This window comes from Azotosporobacter soli, from assembly GCF_030542965.1.
Taxonomy (GTDB): domain Bacteria; phylum Bacillota; class Negativicutes; order SG130; family SG130; genus Azotosporobacter; species Azotosporobacter soli.
Window position 1 is genome coordinate 1 of the sequence record NZ_JAUAOA010000032.1, and the last position, 20,393, is coordinate 20,393.

The window sequence follows — 20,393 nt, forward strand, 5'->3', positions numbered from 1 at the left end:
CTCCACTCCCGCTAATGATATGATAAAATCATTAGCGGGAGTGATTTTATGTACGAGAAAAAAGATCGAAGTCAACAAAGCCAAATTGAATTCTTCTGCTTAGAAGATTTAGTACCGAAAGATCATATATTACGAGACATTGAACGAGCCATCGATTTTCGCTTCATCTACGACGAAGTCGACGGTTTATATAGCGACTCCGAACGAGGCAAACCAGGAATTGATCCGGTGAGTCTGTTTAAGATCGTACTGATTCAATACCTGTTCGGCATTCGTAGCATGCGTCAAACCATGAAAGAAATTGAAGTAAATATGGCTTACCGCTGGTTTATCGGATACGGCCTTACCGAAAAAGTCCCGCACTTTTCAACCTTCGGCAAGAATTATACCCGGCGTTTTCAAGGAAGCGATGTGTTTGAGCGGATCTTTATGCGCATCCTGTACGAAGCAGTAAACTGCGGTTTCATTGATGCAAGTTCCGTATTCATTGACGGAACCCATATCAAAGCACGAGCCAACAAAAAGAAAAGCGCAAAAGTGTTTGTGCCGATTCCGGCCAAGCAATATCAAGATGAACTGAATGCGGAAATTCAAGCCGATCGCGAAAACCATGGCAAGAAACGGTTAAAAGATAAAGACGACGATGAAAATCCGCCGCAAGGTAAAACCATCACGCAAAGTACGACGGATCCGGAAAGCGGCTTGTTTCATAAAGGCGAGCATGAAAAATGCTTTGCCTACGTAACCAACACGGCTTGTGACCGGCATAACTTCATATTAGGATACGAAGTCGCAGCGGGCAATGTTAATGACAGTCGATTGTTTGATGAACTGTATGAACGAGTCGTCAGTTATTTCCCTGAAACCGAAACCGTTGCCGTCGATGCGGGCTACAAAACGCCCTGGATTATGAAACAAATTATCGACAGTGGCCGAATTCCTGTCGTTCCCTACAAGCGTCCTATGACAAAAGAAGGGTTCTTCAAGAAATATGAATACGTATATGATGAATATTATGAATGCATGATTTGCCCTGGCAACCAGGCGCTTGGCTACAGTACGACGAATCGTGAAGGATATCAAGAATATAAAAGCGATGCAAAACAATGCAAAGTGTGTCCGCATTTAGAGCAATGCACGCAGAGCAAAGCGCATCAAAAGCAAGTCCAAAGGCATGTATGGGAATCCTATCTGGAACTTGCTGATGAGTATCGGCACATGCCGATATATCGCGATATTTACAAATTGCGCTCGCAAACAATTGAGCGTGTCTTTGCAGATGCAAAAGAAAAGCATGCAATGCGCTATACGCAACTGCGTGGCCTGCAGAAAGTGAAAATGCAGGTGACGCTTACTTTTGCATGCATGAATCTGAAAAAACTGGCGACCTGGAAGAAACGCAGGGGTATATTACCGCCTGTTTTTCAACGTTTTTTCGAAAAACTGCGTTTTTGCAGTGAAAATTGGATAACTGAAATTGAAAAATGCACCTTACGCTTTGCGTAAAGTGCATTTTGTCGACGGTCTGAGGAAAACAGACGGCAATGCCGTCTGTTTTCCTTTTGCTTTTTCACGCTGCTCTTTTTATTTCGCAGCTTCCAACCCTTTGCGAATTGCAGCCACATTCATCTCGTACATCTCCGGTTTTTTCTTTCCGACGACCACATCCATTGCCTTTTCCACCTTTTCCATCCCAACCAAACTTAAGCTAGGCAACAGCGCACCAAGACAAACCATATTCGCCAACGCAGGACGTCCCAGGTCATTCGCTATGTCACTGGCCGGCAATTCGACAATTTTGATATCTGAACGCCCTTCACCGACGCTAATGATTGAACTGTTGACGACCATCACGCCGCCCGGTTTGATCCGGGAGACGAACTTGTCATACGACGGCTGGTTCAGTACGATCGCCGCATCGGCGAACTCGATGACCGGCGAATGAATCTCCTGGTCGGCGATGATGACCGAACAGTTAGCTGTGCCGCCGCGCATTTCCGGTCCGTAGGACGGAATCCAGCAGACATCCAGTCCACCCTGCAATCCGGCATAGGCCATGACCTTACCGATGAACATAACGCCTTGGCCGCCGAAGCCGGAGAGAATGATTTTGTCCATCATGCTTTCGTCACCTCCGCAGGAACTTTCAATTCACCCATCTGATAAATGGGCATCATATTGTTGCGCAGCCATTCCAAGCTATCAACCGGCGACAGGCCCCAGTTCGTCGGGCAGGTCGAGAGGACGCTGACCAACGCGAAACCGAGCCCCTGCTGTTGAACCTCAAACGCCCGCTTGATCGCCTTTTTCGCTGCCGCTATGTTTTTCGGCGAATCTACCGAAACAGCCGCGACATAGGCCGCGCCTTCGAGCGTCGCAATCGTCTTCGGCAGATCGATCGGCGGCCCCGACAGAGCCTTGTCGCGCCCATAAGGACTCGTCGTCGTCTTTTGGCCGAGCAGCGTAGTCGGCGCCATTTGCCCGCCGGTCATGCCGAATACGGCGTTGTTAACCATGATCGAGGTGATGTTTTCGCCGCGCGCCGCGACATGAATCGCGTGCGCCGTACCGATCGCCGCAATGTCCCCGTCACCCTGATAGGAAAAGACCAGCTTATCCGGCAGCGCGCGTTTGATGCCGGTAGCTACCGCCTGTGCCCGACCATGCGCCGCACCGACAAAATCGCAGCTAAAGAAATCCAGGGAAAAGCCTGCGCAGCCGACAGGTGCGACGCCGACCGTGTCGCCAATCACATCGAGTTCTGCCAATACTTCGCCAATCAATCTGTGAATAATGCCGTGCGTGCAGCCAGGACAATAGTGAAACGGCAGTTCAGTCAACCCCGCCGTACGTTTGAATACTTGCTCCATCTCTTTATACCCCCTCTTTCAACGACCAACCGAACGTCTTGGCCGCAAAGTTGAGAATTTCATTATCAGACGGCAACATGCCGCCCTGACGGCTGCATAAATGAACCGGCATCTTACATTCAACCGCTAATTTGACATCTTCAATCATCTGACCAGCGTTAAGTTCCACTGTAATAATTCCCTTGACCTGATTCTTGAACGCAGCCAGACCTTTTTCCGGAAACGGCCAGAGCGTGATTGGACGAATCAGGCCGAGCTTGATGCCCTGACGGCGCGCTTCGAGCACAACGCTCTTGGCGATCCGGCCGCAGGTTCCATAACCGACCAACAGGTATTCGGCGTCCGCCGTTTCAAATTCTTCCCAGCGCTGTTCCACCTCACGCATCGAGTCGAACTTCTTCTGCCACGCCAGGCAATGTTCTTCACCGACTTCATTCGTCAGCGCATAGCTGGCGATCTTACGCTTTTCCCGACCTTTGCAGCCCGTCGTCGCCCAATCCTTAACCGGCAGTTCTACAACCTTGCGTTCTTTCAGTTCGATTGGCTCCATCATTTGCCCCAGAAAGCCGTCGGCCAGAATCAGCACCGGATTGCGATATTTGTCCGCCAAATCGAATGCTTCCAGCGTAAAGTCATATAATTCCTGCCCTTTGGACGGCGCAAGTACGATCAGACGATAGTCGCCATGGCCGCCGCCCTTGGTGCATTGAAAGTAATCCGATTGGGCCGGCCCCAAGCCGCCCAGCCCAGGGCCGGCGCGGTTGACGTTCACGACGACGACCGGAAGTTCGGCCGCCGCCAGATACGACATTCCTTCCTGCTTCAAACTGAATCCCGGGCTGGACGATGCCGTCATTACGCGGGCACCGGTAGCCGCGGCCCCATAGCACATATTTATAGAAGCTACCTCATCCTCGCCCTGCACGACGGTACCGCCTGCCTTCGGCAGATGTTTAGACAAATACTCCACCACTTCCGTAGATGGCGTGATCGGATAGCCGAAAAACAACTTACACCCCGCCTCTATCGCAGCCTGCGCAATCGCTTCGTTGCCTTTTATCAAAACCTTATTCACAGCCTGATCCCCTTTCCTATCGCCAAATTTCCAGAGCCAAATCCGGGCACATCGTCGCACACATCGAACAACCGATGCACTGATCTGGTTCTGAGACAGTCACTGCATAATACCCTTTGCCATTGGCTTTGTCTCCAATGTCCAGTATTTTCTTCGGACAAATCGCCACACATAAGCCGCAGCTCTTGCAACGTTCCGCCAATACCTCTACCTTCGGCATATTGAACACCTCCTTTACTGTTTTCCTGTATTCATCAAACAGGCCATCGCAATCGAATTCAGCTTGCCTTCCGGCGTCTCCGCCCGTGACGTCATGACAATTGGATGCGTCGCGCCCAAGATGACGCCAGCCATCTTGGCGCCGGCAAAATAAATCAGGCTCTTGCCTAGGACGTTGCCGACCTCAATCGTCGGCACCAAATACAGATCGACCTGGCCGCTGATCCGGCTGCTGATTCCCTTGTGGCCGGCCGCTTCCGGACTGAACGCCACGTCGAGCGCGATCGGCCCTTCGATGACGCCGTTCGGCAGTTCGCCTGCCGCGGCCATCTCCGCCAGCGTCTGCGCATCGACCGTCGCGATCATCTTGGGATTAACCATTTCATTGGCGGTCAACAGCGCCACTCTGGGCTCTGCAATCCCCATCCCCTGCAACGCCAGCATTGCGTTAACCAGAATATCCTTCTTTTCCTTAAGCCCCGGTGCAATATTCATGCCGCCATCGCTGACAAATAATAATTTTTCCTGCCCCGGCACTTCAAATGCGCCTAAATGGCTAAGTAGGCGTCCTGTGCGCAGCCCTTCTTCCTGATTCAGCACCGCACGCAAAAAATCACTGCTGTTGATCAGACCCTTCATCAGCACCTGAGCTTCCCCTCGTCGAACCAAACTTACCGCCTTTAGCGCCGCTTTAGCCGCGTCGCTCTCATGCACAATCGGCGTGTCTTCCGGCAAACCGACCACCTTGAGCAACGGCCTTATTTCCGCTTCGTTGCCGACAAGAATGGCTTTGGCTATTCCCTCTTGCGCCGCCATCTTCAGAGCCGCTAAAACTTCGCGATCCTGAGCGACCGCGACACTGACCGTAACCGGCCCGCCGCCCTTTACCCGCTCGCGAATTTCTTGATAATTGCGATACATCGCCATCTCTCCTTAGCCTCTTTTTTAATATTCTCTGGCACTCTCTTCACCGCGCAAGACTCTGAGTGCGCCAAACGCCAGCGCTTCCAACTCTTCTTCGCCCGGTACCACGACGAGTGGCGCGATGAATTTAACGCGACGCGTGATTGCATCTACGATTCGTTCCGAATATGCAATCCCGCCGGTCAGGACAATCCGATCCACATCGCCTTCCAACACCGCTGCCATCGCGCCGATTTCTTTAGCGACTTGGTAGGACAACGCTTCCAGAACCAACTTCGCTTTTTCGTCGCCAGCATCCGCCAGCGCAAAAGCTTCGCGAACATCCGTCGTGCCTAAATACGCAAACATGCCGCCCTTACTACCCAATTTTTCTTTCATTTCCGCAAAGGTGTATTGGCCGGAATAACAAAGCTTCATCAGATGCGTCGCAGGCAAACCACCGCAACGATCCGGTGAAAACGGCCCTTCTTCTTTCGCATTATTCACGTCGATCATCCTGCCACGCCGATGCGGCGTGACCGATACGCCAGTTCCCAGATGCACCACGATGAAATTTACCGATTCATACGCCTTGCCCATTTCTTTAGCGACCTTGCGCGCCACGGCTTTCATGTTGAGAGCATGCGATAAACTTACGCGCGCCAATTCCGGCAGTCCGGAAATTCTGGCAACAGCTTCCATCTCATCGACTGATACAGGATCGACGATATAAGAAGGCACACCCAAAGAATCTGCCAGTTCTTTCGCCATGATCGCTCCAAGATTCGAAGCATGTTCTCCATATTTAGCTTCTTCCAAATCAGCGACCATTTCATCGTTGATCCGGTACGTACCGCCAGCCAGTGGTTTTAAAAGTCCGCCACGCGCCACGACCGCCGTCAGTTCCGTCCGTTCGATCCCTTTTAGTTTCAGTTCGCCAAGGATCAGATCCAGTCTGTACTGATGTTGATCAGCAAGATGGACAAAGCATCCGATGTCCGCTGCCGAATGTTCCACCGTTTGTTTAAAGCATACTGTTTCTCCGTCATATACAGCAAATTTAGTCGATGTCGCTCCTGGATTAATTACTAAAATCATGCGCACGCCTCCATATTTCCCGCTATACGGAACACCGTTCCGATTTACATCGATAAATATTCGACTTGCAACACTCATCTCCTGCTGCAAATCGCGGAAAATTACAATAAATCATTCGATATTTGTTTAGTAATCCGTTTCAATTCTTCCACCATTTCAAGAAAAGACTCTGATTTCATCCTCGAGGTAGGTCCTGACATACTGAGCGCTGCAACGATTTCACTGCCGCGGGCAAGAATTGGCGTCGCAATGCACGTCAACCCCATTTCAAGCTCCTCATCCGAGATACTGTATCCCTGCCGGCGAATTTTCGCCAATTCCTCTTTCAACTTTTCCCAACTTGTAATGGTATGCGGCGTAAAAGCCTGTAACTCGACGCCTTCGAAGCGAGCCAGATAGTCAGATGAGCTGAAGGCCAACAAACACTTTCCACCGGCAGAACAATGGCAAGGCTCGCTTGAGCCGACCGGCGGCGTCAAACTAAGCACCTGCGAACTTTCCACTTTGTCAATAACGATATGCCTTGGCTGCTCTGCCGTACGGTCAAGCACCGATAAATGAACCGCTTCACGATAACTTTGCGCCAACTGTTTTGCATATGGAGCAAGTAAGCCGGCTAACGGCAGTTTATCCCGCACCATCATGCCAAGAGAATATAACCGTAAGCCAAGCCAGTAGCGTCCACTTTCCTGATTTTGCTGCACGAACCCTTTTGCTTCGAGCGTCGACAAGCTGCGATGCACCGTGCTTTTTTGCATACCGAGCAATGCAGCAATTTGCGTCACGCCCAGTTCTCTCCCTTCTTGCTGAAACAACAATAATAGATCAAGCGCTCGGTCAAGCGAGTGGACTTTTTCTTTTTCCCCAGCCACAATTTCATTCCTTTCTTTTTCCGACGTTGCCCTTCATTCAGGATACCGCGCCGCAAGCATCCTGTCCAGTTAAAAGGTCGAGGATAGAAGCAAAAAGCAAAAAACAGGCCTCTAGCGGCCTGTTTCAAAAAGTTCATTTCTTCAATATTGACGACATATCGAGTGCAGCCCCTGGAAAATCGAGCGTCGCAAAATGATCAGCCAACGTTTCCGCACGGCGTATCAATTTTACGCTATGATCCGGCCGAAGCAGCAATTCCGCCGAACGCAGCTTGCCATTATAATTGAAGCCCATCGCATGCCCATGTGCACCTGCGTCATGAATCACCACAACATCGCCCCTGTTGATTTCCGGCAGTTCCCGGTCCACCGCAAACTTATCATTGTTCTCACATAACGATCCCGTCACATCATACACATGATCGCACGGCAAGCCTTCTTTTCCCAGCACGGTGATGTGATGATAAGAACCGTATAAGGCAGGACGCATCAAATTGGCCATGCAAGCATCGAGTCCGACATAATTCTTGTAGATTTCTTTTTTATGTAACGCGGTCGCCACCAGATAACCGTACGGTCCAGTAATCATACGACCGCACTCCATCGTAATTTTGAGCGGCGCCAGACCTTTTGCAAAAATCATTTCCTCATAAGCGCGCCGCACACCTTCCCCGACATATTCAAGGTCGACAGCCTCCTGCTCAGGCCGGTACGGCACGCCGATTCCGCCACCAAAGTCGACCAATTCCATTCGGATGCCGGTTTTTTCATAAATTTCGCCAATCAGGTCAAACATCATCTTGGCCGTTGTGACAAAGCCATCCGGGCTGAGTTCGTTCGAAATCACCATCGTATGCAAGCCGAAGCGGGTAGCGCCTTTGGCTTTTGCCATCGGATACGCTTGCAGAATCTGCTCTTTGGTCAGGCCATATTTCGCCTCTTCCGGATAGCCAATGATGTCATTTCCTCCAGCCATCAAAGGACCCGGATTATAGCGAAACGAGATCATCTCCGGCATGCCGACATGTTCCGTCAAATATTCGATGTGACTGATGTCATCAAGATTGATAACCGCGCCCATGTCGACCGCCGCCTGATACTCGTTAGCCGGCGTCGCATTTGACGAAAACATGATTTCTTCGCCGCCGATTCCGGCAGCTTGCGCCAAATATAGTTCTGCCAGCGAACTGCAATCTGCGCCAAAACCTTCCTCCTTAAGCAACGCCAGAAGATATGGGTTCGGAGTGGCCTTAACAGCAAAGTATTCCTTAAACTCCGGTGCCCAGGAAAAAGCAGCCTTAAGACGGCGTGCATTCGTGCGAATTCCTTCTTCGTCATAGATATGAAACGGAGTCGGATAAGTCCGAGTGATTTCTTGCACTTGCGCCAAATTGAATGGTACTTTCTTTTCCGCCATGAGTCATTCCTCCTACAAAGTCCCTTACTTCAACAAGATTCCGTCGCCAAAGAAATGGAGTCACCCTTTATACAAAAAAGCGGTTCGCGCATTATCTCGCAAACCGCTTTAAATCCTTATTTACAGGATTCAGCGCTGCAAGATAGCACTCCACCCCTATGGGGTGACAGTTCAGTACTTATTCAATACAGAACCAGCAAAAAGAATTGCCTTAACTTTTCACTTCGGCGGCCGCCCCTTTCTCTCTCCTTCATCGCTGGCTGCTCAGGACAGTTACTATTGGTTGCCGCACCTCTATCTCGGTGGCAATATTCACTTGTCATCTGCTTATCAGTATAATCACAATGAGAGTGGTTGTCAATACGCCTCCTTTGCAGGTTTAACCTAATGTCGGTTTAACCAACTTCACCGGATCCATATATGAATCATAGTCAGACTCGTTAACGTATCCACTGGCCAGCGCCGCCTCGCGCAGCGTGATGCCTTCCTTGGCCGCCCGTTTTGCAATTTCTGCGGCCCGGTCATAGCCAATCAAAGGAACCAGTCCGGTAATTAGGATCAGCGATTGATTCAAATTATGTGAAATCCGTTCCCGGTTCGGTTCAATCCCGGCCACGCAATGACCCCGGAACGAATCCATTGCATCACTTAATAGGCGAATCGACTGTACCAGATTATAGGCAAGCACCGGCATAAAGACATTCAACTGAAAATTCCCTTGGCTAGCGGCAAAACCGACCGTTGCATCATTGCCAAACACTTGGGTTACGACCATCGTCAGCGCTTCCGCTTGCGTTGGATTTACTTTGGCCGGCATGATCGAACTTCCGGGTTCGTTTTCCGGTATTGTTATTTCACCAATGCTGCAGCGCGGCCCACTGGCCAACCAACGCACATCGTTGGCAATTTTCATCAAATCGGCGGCTAGCGCCTTCAGCATGCCATGCACGACCGCGATCTCATCCTTGCTGCTCAGCGCATGAAATTTGTTCGGTGCACTGCGAAATTGCTCGCCCGTCAAACGTGCAATCACTTGCGCAACCGACACGGCAAAATGCGGATGCGAGTTAATTCCCGTCCCGACCGCGGTTCCGCCCAACGCCAGATCAAGAATAAACCCGAGGCCCTGTTCGAGCATCTGCCTGTTTCGTTCCAACATCCTAGACCAAGCGCTTATTTCCTGTCCTAGCGTCAATGGCGTTGCATCCATCAAATGCGTACGACCAATCTTGACGACGGCGGCAAACGCTTCGGCCTTTTGCCACAATACCGTTTCCAATGCTTGCATCGCCGGAAATAACTGCACGCGCAGCAGATGCACGCCGACCATGTGCAGCGCGGTAGGAAAAACATCATTTGAGCTTTGCGACTTGTTCACATGATCATTCGGATGGACTTTTTCACCCAACAGTTGGCTGGCCCGGTTTGCCAAGACTTCATTGATGTTCATATTAAATTGCGTTCCACTGCCGGTCTGCCAAACCGAGAGAGGAAAATTTCCCGCCAGTTTTCCTTCTGCCAACTCATCGCAGGCCGCAATAATCGCATCGGCAATGTTCGGCGGCAACACGCCTAGTTCTTTATTTACTTCGGCTGCGGCGCGTTTAATAATGCCCATCACGCTTACCAACTCTTCCGGCATCTTCTCCGTACCGATACGAAAGTTTTCGAAACTTCGCTGCGTCTGTGCTCCCCACAATTTATCAAACGGCACTTTCACTTCGCCCATTGAGTCTTTTTCAATCCGATATTTCATTTTGTTTCCTCCTTTTCACTATTCTTACTCTTTATTTTTGGAAAACGCACACGGAAAATCGTCCCAGCTTCAGACGTATCGACTTCAATTGCCGCTTTGTGGCGAACCGCAATACTGTAACAGACGGACAGTCCGAGGCCGACGCCGTTTTCTTTCGTGGTAAAAAAAGGCGTACCTAACTGATCCATGATACTCTGCGGAATTCCTCGCCCCTGGTCGCGAACTTCTAAAACAACCCCTTCTCCTTGTGCGAAGGTACGCAGCAACGTCGACTTGCCCGGTTCCATCGCTTCCATCGCATTACGGAATAAATTAAGGATCAACTGTCTGATCTCTTTTTCATCCAATAAAAGTTCGTCAATATCGCCCATCTCTAAGCTGACATTCTTCCCTTCGCGCAGTGCATCGCTTTCCATAAGAGGACGTAAGAGGTGAAGAATGTCATTTAAATTGCCGCATTTCAAATCGACGGTCTTGTTCTTCGCAAGCGATAAAAACTCAGTGATGATTGCATTTGCGCGATCCAATTCTTCAATCATCAAATCAAAATATTTAACTAGGCTCTGATAATCTTTTTTACCCGACAGCCACTGTAAATAACCGCGCACCGTCGTCATCGGATTGCGCACTTCATGGCCAATGCTGGCTGCCATCTCTCCGACTAAATTCAAGCGGTCAAAGCGGGCCAATTCCTTTTCTAATCGTTTTTTGTCACTGATATCAAGAAAATTGATGAGCAAACACTGATTTTCATTGATTACGACGGGAATCGCGGTCTGCAGGATCGGGATTTGCGTGCCGGACACCGTTTTCAATTCACTTTCCGAAACATTGTTCCCCTTATCCGCACCAGCAATGTTTTCAACAAACAGGCTACTGCGTTGCCCAAGCACCTGTTCTCGCTCTGCACCGATTATCCGGCATCCTTCTGCATTCACATCCATAATTCGGTTGTTTTGCTGGTTGATAACCAAAATACCGGCTGACATCGAATCAAAAAGAGTATCCAGATATTGTTCCTTTTCGCGCAGCACATCTTCAATTTGCTTGCGTTCATGCAGCTCACTTTCGACTCGGGCATACAGTCGCGCATTGTTGATTGCAACTGACGCCAATGCCGCAAATTTCTCGGTTTCTTCAATCTGTGCCGCAGAAAAGGCCAGTTCTTCGCCAGGAAAGGAGAGGAGCAGCAAACCAATGGCTTCGCCTTCACTGCGTAATGAGATTAAAACATTGCTGGAGAGTCGCCGGGCCTGTTCACTCCAAAGCGGTGCATCGTCCACAGTAATTACCGTGCCCTGATTAGCGACGCGCTGCAATATGCCGTCGTAATCCTCTCGATGCAAACGCCGTCCCGCCAGACGCTGGTATACGCCGCACCCCGCTTTCAAGGTCATTGATTGATCGTTTTCCAGCATCGCAACAAAACCATTTTGCGCACCGATCGCTTCGACCGAATAGCGATTAATCAGCGCCAACAATTCTCCCATCGTGACATTGTTTAGTAAGCCCAGTGAGATCTGGTGTAAAAAATTTAAAAATTGCGCCTGTCGTCGCTGACGCGTCGCCATCATCACCGCGCCGGTAATGAAGCCAATGATCAGGATGCTTGCCACGGTAGCACCCAGATAGTAATTTTTTTCCCGCTCGCTGACAGCTTTTAAACTCTCCTCTTTTTCTGTGCCCACCGTGATGGTCAAAGGATAGCCGCTAACCGCCCGTACACTGTAGATCCGCTCCAAGCCATCGACAACGCTTGGCGCGATAAAACTCCCCTGCTTCGCTTCCTTTATTTTAGCAAACAACGGTGTTTTTGCGATATCCTGCCCCATGTCCATCACTTCTTCAGATTGCCTGGCCCGAATAACGCCATCATTTCCAATCAATGCGACGACTGCATTTCGCCCCAAACCTGCTTCTCGGTAAAAATTAGCAAAATACAATGGGTCAACAGAGGCAATGACCAGTCCGCCGAATGAACCGTCCGGCTTATCGATGCGCCGCACCAGCTGAATCACCCATTTATTAGCAATCCGACTATACAAGGGCTTGCTGATCGTCAGTCCAAGATCCGATTGTTGCGCATGTACCTGAAAATATTCGCGATCCGCGACATTGACCAATCGTTCCATCCGTTGGCTCGCATAAATAAGATTACCTTTTTCATCGGCTATTGACAACAAGTTGGTCAATTCATTTATCACAAGTCCGCCCTGTATTCTTTCACTGTTGCCGTTTTTTTCACACTCCCATTTCAACAACAATAAGAGCTGATCAACGCTGCTCAGGGAACGCAGCACATGTTCCTCAAATAAACGAGCAACATTGGCATTATTACTCATTACGTTTTCTTGTTCCGCACGAAATTCATCATTAACTTTTACATACACGGCTATCCAAATGACTGCAATGAGCAAAACACCAAACACGGCCAACAACTGACCGACATTCATCGAACTCTTTTTGGGATGAGTCTTCTTTGCCGCATTCATTTTTTATCTGCACCTCATATCCATCTCAAGTATGCTCCGATAATAACAACATATTTTAATAGCATTCTCCGACAATTCGCAAAACCCTTTTGCATTCCTGCTAAAAAACAGCCGCTGTGCACGCAGACAAAAAGCTGCCTCACAACAAGTTTGACGCTTGTTCGAGACAGCTTCCTCACTTTTATCCTTCAATGGTATACCGTTCGTTGGCAAAATTCGCGCTGCATTTCATCGAAGCCCCTTTCATCGAGTTCATCGATGTCGAGCCATGCCGCGCTAAATTCGCGGCTATCCGAACCATAGCCGGCCAGCAAATATCCGTATGGATGATCTTTTTCCAAGAGCCACTCAACGAAACGTTGCGCATCTTTTACCGTCATTTGATATCTACCATAGACGAGACCGATTTCAGCCCTCAGGGAAACCATGACCATCCCCCCCTTTTCTTTTGCCGCATCGCCCCTTCCTTGTTAAATATATCGTCTTAATCGTCACCGCCATTAATAGCTTTCGTTACATTTAATTGCAAAATTCTACATTTTATCATCCATTTGTATCACTGTCTTTTCCAATCGCCGGCACGAATAATGACAAGTTGCTCCGGTTTCAGATAACGCTGCAATACAGCCGACACTTCTTCTGCACTGATTTCCTGCAAGCGTTTTTCTTGTTCCGCCGTATCCAAAAACGAACGTCCTGTGTAAAGTTGATCGAGCATGATCTTTGCCAAGGCCGGATCCTGAGACCGATGTAGACGCAATGATTTCAGCAATCCCACTTTCGCTTCCGCCACTTCAGCTGCGGTGACGCCTTCTGTTGCGATTCTCACAAGTTCTTCCTGCACCACTTGCTCCAACCGCCCTGCATTTTGCGGCGCACAAATCGCGTAGAACAAGAAACTACCATTATCCGTCAGGCTTCCGGCTTGCACCTGACTGCCAACGCTGTAACTAAGCCCTTCCTGCTGCCTAACGCGCAACGCCAGTCGCGAATTAAGAAAACCTCCACCTAAAATTTCATTTGCCAGCAATAACGCCGGATAATCGGGCGAAGAACGTTTTAATCGCCAGGCTTGTCCGCCAATTAGCACCGCGTTTTCTTTATCCGGCGTGGTAATGCTTACCTTTTCCGGCGCAATCGGACGATACTCTTCCAAGACCGCTTTTGGCTTCACTTGACTCGCCCACTCGCCAAATGCGCCAGCAAGCAACGTTTTTATTTCTACGGGCGTCACCGCCCCTACCGCGCCGACTTCCATCACACTCGCACCATAGAAACGCTGATGAAACTCAGCCAGCTGCTGCGCCGTAAGTTCCTTTAGCGCAGCCATTTCTTCCTCTATAGACATGACGTATCCGACCGCCCGCGGATCCTTTGTTGCACTTCGCTTGCCCAACGCCTGAAAAGCCAGCGTCTGTGGATCATTACGGCGGCTCTCCAATTGGCTAAGCCACTGTTCCTTCAACAATCCCCATTCTTTTTTGTCTAGTTTCGGCTGACGCAGTATTTCTCCGACTAATGCCATCGCACTACCTATATTTTCCCGCGGTACTTGCAAATCAACCACTACATAATCTTTGCCGCCCTGTATTTTAAGTTCAGCCTGCCAACGCGCCAGCAAATCGCTTATTTCCTCTTCACTATGTTTTTGCGTGCCGCGCATTAAGAGCTTAGCCAATGCGACGTTCTTTTTCCCCTGTCCATATAAACTATTTTCATCACCCAAATGCAGTTTTAGACTGACGCTAACCATATCATCTTTCGTCGCCTTCTGCAAGACGGCTACCTTTCTCTCCGGCAGCATCGTCTGCGTTTGAACGCGCTCTTGCAGTTTTTCGGCAGCCGGATCAAGCGTTTCGCCGGCCTTCATTGTCGCGCCTTCTTTCAGCCGTTCCAACTGCGGCGTCAAATCGCCAAGCGTTGGTATTTTGACTTTTGCAGCTTGGACTACCGGCTGAAATTCTCCGCTCGTCCGGTTATCCGTCACCAGATACAGGCCGGCAACCCGCTTCACGTCTTCAGGCGTTACCGCGCCTACTTGATCGCGATAGAGAAAAAACAATCGCCAATCGCCGCTACCAATGGATTCCGAAAGCTGAATGCCGAATTTTTCCGGCGACCGCATCAGCACAGTCAACTCGTTCGTCAACGTTTTTTTTGCACGCTCCACTTCCACTTGCGTTGGCGCCGTCTTCGCCAAATCGTTAAGCGCCGCCTGCGTCTTCTCCCGCAAAAGCGTCGGCGTTTTACCGCCGGTCATGTAAATTTCAAACAATCCCGGGTCATGCAGGCGCGTGGCCGATGCGCCGAGCGTCGCAACTAAGCCAGTTTGGACAAGTTCTTTATACAATCGCCCCGACGGTTGGTCATCAAGAATTTGCGCCAATACACATAGCGCTGCATTATCCGGATGCGCCGCAGCCGGGATATGATATACCATCCCCAATGCCGGGACATCTCCGACCCGCCGCAATACCACCTGTCGTTCGCCATCCTGCGCCGGTTCTAGCGTATAGGTCTCTTCAATCGTCCGCGGCGGCGCTTCAATCGCAGAAAAGCTGGCATCAACAAGCATCAGCGCCCGTTCCGGCTTGAAGTTTCCGGTAATAACAAGCACTGCATTATCGGGCTGGTAGTAATGGTGATAAAACTTCTTCAATCTTTCAATCGACACATTTTCCAGATCCGAGCGGGCGCCAATGGTATCCTGCCCATAGTTATGCCATAAATACGCCGTGGAAAAAATCCGCTGCCGCAATACCCGTAACGGACGATTTTCCCCCGCCTCCCATTCGTTGCGGACTACTGTCATCTCTTTTGCCAACTCTTCGCCCCGCAGCGTCGAATGAACCATACGATCCGCTTCCAGACTAAGCGCCCAGGCCAAATGCTCTTCGCCTTCCGGCAGCACCTCATAGTAATTTGTCCGGTCATACCACGTCGTTCCGTTCGCCTGGCCGCCATGTTTTGCCAGTTCAGCCGGAATGTCCGGATGCAGCGACGAACCCTTGAACATCATGTGTTCTAACATATGAGCCATGCCGCGTTCCCCATAGCCCTCATGACGTGAGCCGACCAAATATGTGATATTAACGGTCGCCACCGGTTTCGATTCATCTGGAAATAAAACCACCTTCAGACCGTTACTCAAGCGATATTCTTGGCCACCTTCAAATTGGCGCACTAGTTCCGGCGCAGCCTTTCCAATCGACGGAAAAGCCAAAAACAGCACCAGTAAAAACAGCAGCCCTGCTAAACGATTTCCTTTTAATATCATCCTGTTCACTTCCTTTCTTCTACAACAAATTACGTCGCTCAGCAAAATGATGCAGCCAAATTCGTCCGACCGCTATGCTCGGCACAGCAAACAGCATGCCAATTACGCCAAACAGTGTACCAAACAGCAAAATTGCCAACAAAATCACCAATGGATGAACGCGAATCACATCGCCGACCACCTTAGGATAAATAAAATTATGATTCACATTCAGCAACACAACATAAAAAAGCAGCACTTTAAATGCCAATTGCGGTGATTCCATCAAGCCTACCAACACGCCCGGCACTGTAGCGATTACGCTTCCAATCACCGGCACAAATTCCGACACAGCCGAAACCAGCGCCAACACAGCACCGTGCGGTAAACCAAATACCAGACTGCCGATAAATACGACGCTGCCGGCAAACGCTGCGATCATCACTTGTCCACGAATATATGCTTTCAATACTTTTAAACAATCGATTCCCAGTGGTTCAATCGCCGTTACGACCGAAACCGGCAAGAGATTTGCAGCAGCCTGCCACAGCTTAGCTCCATCTTTCAGTAAATAGAAAGTCAGAATGGGGATTGCAATCATTTCTACTAGGCTGGAAAAGGTTTTCAATAAAGGAACCAGTGATTGTTTAACTAACGAAACAGCGATTCCAGTCGCTTCCTTAAGCATTTCCTTGCCATATTCCGCCATTTCTTTCGGCAATAAGTCCAGCCACTCTTGCTGATCAAAGCGGCTGATACTGCTAGGAAACTCTTTGCCGAAATTACTCAAGTCCGGTATGACCGACTGAACGGTCCCTGCCGCAAGCAATAACAATACACCGATAAAAAAAAGAATGGCCAAAGTCGAAGCTGACCCCCGTTTCATAAAACGTTCCTGCCAAGCAACCAACGGCTCCAATAACAAATAGAGAAATAGCGTAATAAACAGCATGACTAAGATCGTCTTGGCAAATAACAATAGTATCGTGATGCTGCCCAAAAACACGAGCAACGCCCCTAGCAAAATTTTTCTTCCCTGATTAAAATAATTCAGCGCCTCTTTTTTTTCTTCCAACACATTCACATTCCTTTACTCACTTGTTGTCCATTATTACATTTCGACGCTTGCCAAGCGACTCCTGTACTGCGTTAAATCAGCCTGCAAAAAAAAAGACTGCATCCAAACTTTCGTCCGATACAGTCCCACTCAAAACTATTTATTTAATGACTTCCAGTTGCTCGCCAGTTTTGCACATACCGGCATTCGCTTCATCCGTATCGATATGCATTTCAAGTGCATATTGCTCATGTACGCGAATCAACACATTATCAAATACCAGCCCTCGTTGACCGCCGCAACGAACTTTTACGATTTCTTTATCCTTCACGCCAAATTGCGCTGCATCTTGTGGCGTCATATGGATATGGCGGAAAGCGGCAATGACGCCCTCAGTCAAAACCACGCTGCCGTTCGGACCGACAAGCGTCATGCCCGGCGATTCTTTGAGATCACCCGAGTCGCGAACCGGCGGCTTCAAACCTAATTTCAAAGAATCCGTCAGCGAAACTTCAACCTGACTTTGCTTGCGTACCGGGCCTAAAATACTGACGCCTTTCAAAGTCGTTTTTTCGGTGACCAAATCCACTCGTTCCTGCGCAGCATATTGTCCGGGTTGAGAAAGTTCTTTTTTCACCGTTAATTCATACCCTGCACCAAACAATATATCCAAATGGGCTTGGGACAGATGAACGTGACGAGCCGAAACGCCTACCGGAACTGTGTTGCCTGTTTGTACTGCTTTTTCCATCTTCTCTACGCACTCCTTCGCCAATCTAATTTCTCTAGGCGGCAGGCTAGCTACCATGCCGTAGTTTCGAATCTATTGTACGATAACCTAAGCAAAATGTATACACTATCGCTTATTGATAGTGTATTCAGTATTGCCCAAAAACTCACTTAATTGCCCGCTATTCATGGCAACTCTTTCAGAAATGCTCACCATTTTCATAATAGCAATTCGTTTTTAATGCGACGAAGTACACGTCCACGTTCTGGCACCCTGCTTCACGCAAATGACGCGTCACGCTTTGCGCAGCCCGATCCTGCGTTTCCTGCCCGCGATCAAACCAATTCACCTGAACAAGCGGCGTCCCCGCAACGGTTTCACCATCCGAGATAAACAGACTAGAACAACATTCCAGCGTAAAGTAGTCGCGTGGACAACCAATAATTTCGGTTAATTCATCCACTAGTCCTTTGCTGGTTTTTGCAACTACCTCTTGTGCGATTCCACGAAATAACAATTGCGGCATTTTACTTCCCCCTTATCTTTCACTCTCCAAAATTCAAAACCATCTAAAAATTCATTCATTTCCATCTCGCTTGCAGGATTTTTTCCCGTGAGCAAGAACGTATATCTATTATGTGCTCGGGAGGAAAACAAACCATGCTTGAATCATTTCTCTGCGTACTACCTCAAATCCAACGATTGTTTGTCAACGATGTGAGCATCATGATTTCAGATCGGGAAAAATTCCTCAAATACCTGCCCAGCAAAAAACAAGATCTAAAAATCACCCCCGGAACAAGCATAAAGCCAGGCAGCGCGATGTACCAAGCCATCCACGAATCTCGGCGCATCGTTTTGCGCGGCAGCAAAGAATTGTATGGCGAAGCATTTATCGCCGTAGCTTTGCCTCTCGTAAACGACCGCGGCGAAGTGCAAGGCGCAGTCTGCGTCGATACAACCACTGAACAGCAGGATGAACTGATGGAAATGGCAGACTTGCTTAACGGCCAAATCACTCGTCTCGCGCAAGCAACACAGGAAATATCGGCTCAAGCCGAGGAAACCGCTTCCGTCAGCCGATTATTGACAAACAGCACCGACGACTCACAAGTCCGCATTAAAGAAACGGATCAAGTGCTCGGCCTGATTAAGAGCGTCTCCGGCCAAACCAACCTACTCGGTTTGAATGCGGCAATTGAAGCCGCTCGCGTTGGCGAATTGGGACGCGGCTTTAGCGTAGTCGCCGAAGAAATCCGTAAGCTTGCCACTACCAGTTCTGATTCCATCAAAAAAGTAGAAGATATCATTCATGCCATTCAAACCGACGGCAGCAACATTCATGAACAAATGAAACACATTGATGCCGTCATTATGCAGATTGCAACCGCAGTTACCGAAGTCGCCGGTACGGTCCAGGAAATCAACACCGTCGCAGGAAAACTAAACACCTTCGCCAAACATCTTTCTCTCGGCGAGTAACGGCCTTGCTCATGTAAGAAGATCCCACACTATTGCGGGATCTTCTTTTTCGTTGTTGTCTCTTCTTACCGGCTCGGTTCTACTACCAATCGTACCGGCAAATTTGACGCACCGGGTGGGCTGAACGTAAACCAAACTGGCTGACCGCCTTCATAGCTGCCGATAAGCTCGCTTTCCTTAACTGTTGAAGTCCCGAAAAACAAACGGTCCGCCGGAGTCGGCACTTGAATCTTGCGTTCTTTATATTTGATGCCCAAACCACCAGCATATTCGCCGCCTCGCGGATTCAAATAATAATTCAGCGTATCGCCCGGCCTTGAATCCCATTGCACTTTATAGACCACGCCATAATTTCCATAGTTGACCGTGCTGCTCCCGTCCGTCGCGTCTATGCCGCGTTGATACGGATCCAGCTTATTATCCGCCAGTGTAACGGCAACCGGCCAGGGAATCTTCGCATTATATGGTTTGGCTAAGGTAATCAGGCGATCCTTGCCTTCGAAAGTGCCACGCAAACGGTACTGATCGGCCGGCAGCACTTGTGCCAGATAGGCAAAACGAATCGGATTGGCTTCGGCAGGCATCATTAATACACGGATACGAACCGGCCGATCTGTCTTAAAATCGAAAATTCCATTAACCAGGGCATTTGTTTCCACAACCATCCGATCAAGACGCGGCGACATCGACAAGCTGCTTCGTCCCGGAACTTCAAACTGATAAACATTGCCGCCTTTTAAATAATCCATTTGCGCCTGCTTGCCGACAACCAAAAAGTCTAGCCCCGGACCGCCAAGGCCTTGTTGTAAGACTTGCACCTTGGCCGTCTTCATGCCTTGGTTTTCAACGATCACTGCAATCCGACACGGCTTGTCATTCGCATTGACATGATGAAAAAACAATCGTGCCTCACCAACTACCGTATCCTGATATAGTACGCCTTCGCCATAAACCGTTTCCGGACTATCGGAAAGAAGCAACTTTCCGCCGTACGCTTTCATCGTGGCCGGCCATTCGATCGCATCCGCCAGCTGAACAGCATTGCTTGCCATTCCTAAAGTCGAACACAGTAGCCATAAAGCCGCCACTATTCCCACTATTTTTTTCATTGACTCCAGCCCCTTTCTCCTTAATTATAGCAGACAAAGGCGTCCCTGCCAAAACAG

At 49.3% G+C, this 20,393-nt stretch carries 17 protein-coding genes, 1 pseudogene and 1 riboswitch; of the genes and pseudogenes, 2 read left to right on the top strand and 16 right to left on the bottom strand.

Annotated elements, in window-relative coordinates:
• Positions 1–48 precede the first annotated feature (48 nt).
• Complete coding sequence (locus tag QTL79_RS17270) at positions 49–1,506, top strand: IS1182 family transposase (RefSeq protein WP_346354798.1); 1,458 nt, start codon at positions 49–51, stop codon at positions 1,504–1,506.
• Between the two features lie 78 nt (positions 1,507–1,584).
• Here QTL79_RS17270 and QTL79_RS17275 read toward each other — a convergent pair whose 3' ends face one another.
• The 15 genes from QTL79_RS17275 to QTL79_RS17345 form a co-directional block, all read right to left on the bottom strand.
• The gene (locus QTL79_RS17275; protein ID WP_346356193.1) at positions 1,585–2,121 is read right to left on the bottom strand and encodes a 2-oxoacid:ferredoxin oxidoreductase subunit gamma family protein; all 537 of its coding nucleotides are present in this window, start codon (positions 2,119–2,121) and stop codon (positions 1,585–1,587) included.
• Positions 2,118–2,870, bottom strand: coding sequence for a thiamine pyrophosphate-dependent enzyme (locus tag QTL79_RS17280; RefSeq protein ID WP_346356194.1), 753 nt, complete (start codon positions 2,868–2,870; stop codon positions 2,118–2,120). The genes QTL79_RS17275 and QTL79_RS17280 overlap by 4 nt, the downstream gene beginning before the upstream one ends.
• Before the next feature lie 4 nt (positions 2,871–2,874).
• Complete coding sequence (vorB, locus tag QTL79_RS17285; RefSeq protein ID WP_346356195.1) at positions 2,875–3,945, bottom strand: 3-methyl-2-oxobutanoate dehydrogenase subunit VorB; 1,071 nt, start codon at positions 3,943–3,945, stop codon at positions 2,875–2,877.
• A gap of 16 nt (positions 3,946–3,961) precedes the next feature.
• Positions 3,962–4,165 (bottom strand): 4Fe-4S dicluster domain-containing protein, encoded by a 204-nt coding sequence (locus QTL79_RS17290; protein ID WP_346356196.1) that lies wholly within the window; start codon positions 4,163–4,165, stop codon positions 3,962–3,964.
• Positions 4,166–4,179: 14 nt separating this feature from the next.
• Complete coding sequence (locus tag QTL79_RS17295; RefSeq protein WP_346356197.1) at positions 4,180–5,091, bottom strand: bifunctional enoyl-CoA hydratase/phosphate acetyltransferase; 912 nt, start codon at positions 5,089–5,091, stop codon at positions 4,180–4,182.
• An 18-nt stretch (positions 5,092–5,109) separates the two neighbouring features.
• Positions 5,110–6,165: a butyrate kinase gene (gene buk / locus QTL79_RS17300; protein ID WP_346356198.1), complete on the bottom strand. Its 1,056-nt coding sequence runs from the start codon at positions 6,163–6,165 to the stop codon at positions 5,110–5,112.
• A 101-nt stretch (positions 6,166–6,266) separates the two neighbouring features.
• Positions 6,267–7,037, bottom strand: coding sequence for an IclR family transcriptional regulator (locus tag QTL79_RS17305; RefSeq protein WP_346356199.1), 771 nt, complete (start codon positions 7,035–7,037; stop codon positions 6,267–6,269).
• Positions 7,038–7,170: 133 nt separating this feature from the next.
• Entirely contained in the window at positions 7,171–8,454 is a 1,284-nt protein-coding gene (locus QTL79_RS17310) for a diaminopimelate decarboxylase (RefSeq protein WP_346356200.1), read from the bottom strand.
• 135 nt (positions 8,455–8,589) lie between these two features.
• Positions 8,590–8,759: riboswitch (Lysine riboswitch) on the bottom strand.
• A 74-nt stretch (positions 8,760–8,833) separates the two neighbouring features.
• Complete coding sequence (gene fumC, locus QTL79_RS17315; RefSeq protein WP_346356201.1) at positions 8,834–10,210, bottom strand: class II fumarate hydratase; 1,377 nt, start codon at positions 10,208–10,210, stop codon at positions 8,834–8,836.
• Positions 10,207–12,702, bottom strand: coding sequence for an ATP-binding protein (locus QTL79_RS17320; RefSeq protein WP_346356202.1), 2,496 nt, complete (start codon positions 12,700–12,702; stop codon positions 10,207–10,209). The genes fumC and QTL79_RS17320 overlap by 4 nt, the downstream gene beginning before the upstream one ends.
• A gap of 188 nt (positions 12,703–12,890) precedes the next feature.
• Positions 12,891–13,136 (bottom strand): VgrG-related protein, encoded by a 246-nt coding sequence (locus QTL79_RS17325; protein WP_487249741.1) that lies wholly within the window; start codon positions 13,134–13,136, stop codon positions 12,891–12,893.
• Between the two features lie 122 nt (positions 13,137–13,258).
• On the bottom strand, positions 13,259–15,979 hold the full coding sequence (locus tag QTL79_RS17330) for a M16 family metallopeptidase (protein WP_346356204.1): 2,721 nt from the start codon (positions 15,977–15,979) through the stop codon (positions 13,259–13,261).
• A 19-nt stretch (positions 15,980–15,998) separates the two neighbouring features.
• Positions 15,999–17,036 carry an AI-2E family transporter gene (locus QTL79_RS17335; protein ID WP_346356205.1) on the bottom strand — a complete coding sequence of 346 codons (1,038 nt, stop codon included), beginning with the start codon at positions 17,034–17,036 and terminating at the stop codon, positions 15,999–16,001.
• A 139-nt stretch (positions 17,037–17,175) separates the two neighbouring features.
• Positions 17,176–17,766, bottom strand: coding sequence for a phosphate propanoyltransferase (pduL, locus tag QTL79_RS17340; protein WP_346356206.1), 591 nt, complete (start codon positions 17,764–17,766; stop codon positions 17,176–17,178).
• 178 nt (positions 17,767–17,944) lie between these two features.
• The gene (locus QTL79_RS17345) at positions 17,945–18,271 is read right to left on the bottom strand and encodes a DUF1904 domain-containing protein (protein WP_346356207.1); all 327 of its coding nucleotides are present in this window, start codon (positions 18,269–18,271) and stop codon (positions 17,945–17,947) included.
• Positions 18,272–18,909: 638 nt separating this feature from the next.
• Here QTL79_RS17345 and QTL79_RS17935 point away from each other — a divergent pair.
• Positions 18,910–19,227, top strand: a pseudogene (locus QTL79_RS17935) (methyl-accepting chemotaxis protein); the annotation flags it as partial.
• Between the two features lie 65 nt (positions 19,228–19,292).
• Here the strand turns inward: QTL79_RS17935 and QTL79_RS17355 are convergent.
• Positions 19,293–20,336: a copper amine oxidase gene (locus tag QTL79_RS17355; RefSeq protein WP_346356209.1), complete on the bottom strand. Its 1,044-nt coding sequence runs from the start codon at positions 20,334–20,336 to the stop codon at positions 19,293–19,295.
• Between the last annotated feature and the right edge of the window lie 57 nt (positions 20,337–20,393).